Consider the following 951-nt stretch of genomic DNA (forward strand, 5'->3'; position numbering starts at 1 on the left):
GCGGCGGCGGCGCCACCGCCGGCGGGCACGGCGCCGCGATCGGTGATCTTCTCCACCGTCGCCGCCAGCACATAGCCGCCGCCGCGCACCGTCTTGATCAGGGTAGGGTTGCGCCCGTCATCCTCCAGCTTGCGGCGCAGGCGGGAGACGGCGACGTCGATCGCCCGGTCGAACGGCCCGGCCTGGCGGCCGCGCAGCAGGTCCATCAGCATGTCGCGGGTCAGCACGCGGTTGGGGCGCTCGACCAGCACCATCAGCAATTCGTATTCGCCGCCGGTCAGCGGCACCTCGACCCCGTCCAGGTTCATCAGGCGGCGGCGCGCCGGCTCCAGCACCCAGCCGGCGAAGCGGATGGACTTGGCCGGCGGTTCCTGGCTGGTGGTGCCCTCGCCATGGGCGCGGCGCAGCACGGCGCGGATGCGCGCCAGCAGCTCGCGCGGGTTGAAGGGCTTGGCGACATAGTCGTCGGCGCCCAGCTCCAGCCCGACGATGCGGTCGGTCTCCTCGCTCATGGCGGTGAGCATGACGATGGGCACGTCGGACTGGCTGCGCAGCCAGCGCGCGAAATCCAGCCCCGACTCGCCCGGCAGCATCAGGTCGAGCACCACCAGATGGTAGCGCCCGAGCGGCCAGAGCCGCCGCGCCTCGCGCGCATCGCGCGCGGCGGTGACGCGGCAGGATTGCCGTTCGAGGAATTTCGACAGCAGGTCGCGGATTTCCCGATCGTCATCCACGACCAGGATATGCGGGGGCGGTTCCATGAGCTCGACCATAGTCGTGATATGGCGATGATGCCTGCCCGCCATGTTACAGGCTTTTTCGGCGGCGCGCGCCGTTGCGCTTCGTATCATTGCGACGGTGTTTTTTTGGGCGTGGGCCGGCGCCGGCGCAGCGGCGGCGCTTCCGCCCGGCCGGCACCCCGACTAGGATCGGCCCCGTGAGCAGCCTTGC

General features: G+C 70.7%; 1 protein-coding gene. It reads right to left on the minus strand.

What is annotated here, in order from left to right:
- Positions 1-761: response regulator (locus tag HMPREF0731_RS21925; protein WP_157136285.1), on the minus strand; the 761-nt coding region annotated here is incomplete at its 3' end.
- Positions 762-951: the final 190 nt, after the last annotated feature.

Origin of the sequence: Pseudoroseomonas cervicalis ATCC 49957 (assembly GCF_000164635.1) — a bacterium.
Classification (GTDB): domain Bacteria; phylum Pseudomonadota; class Alphaproteobacteria; order Acetobacterales; family Acetobacteraceae; genus Pseudoroseomonas; species Pseudoroseomonas cervicalis.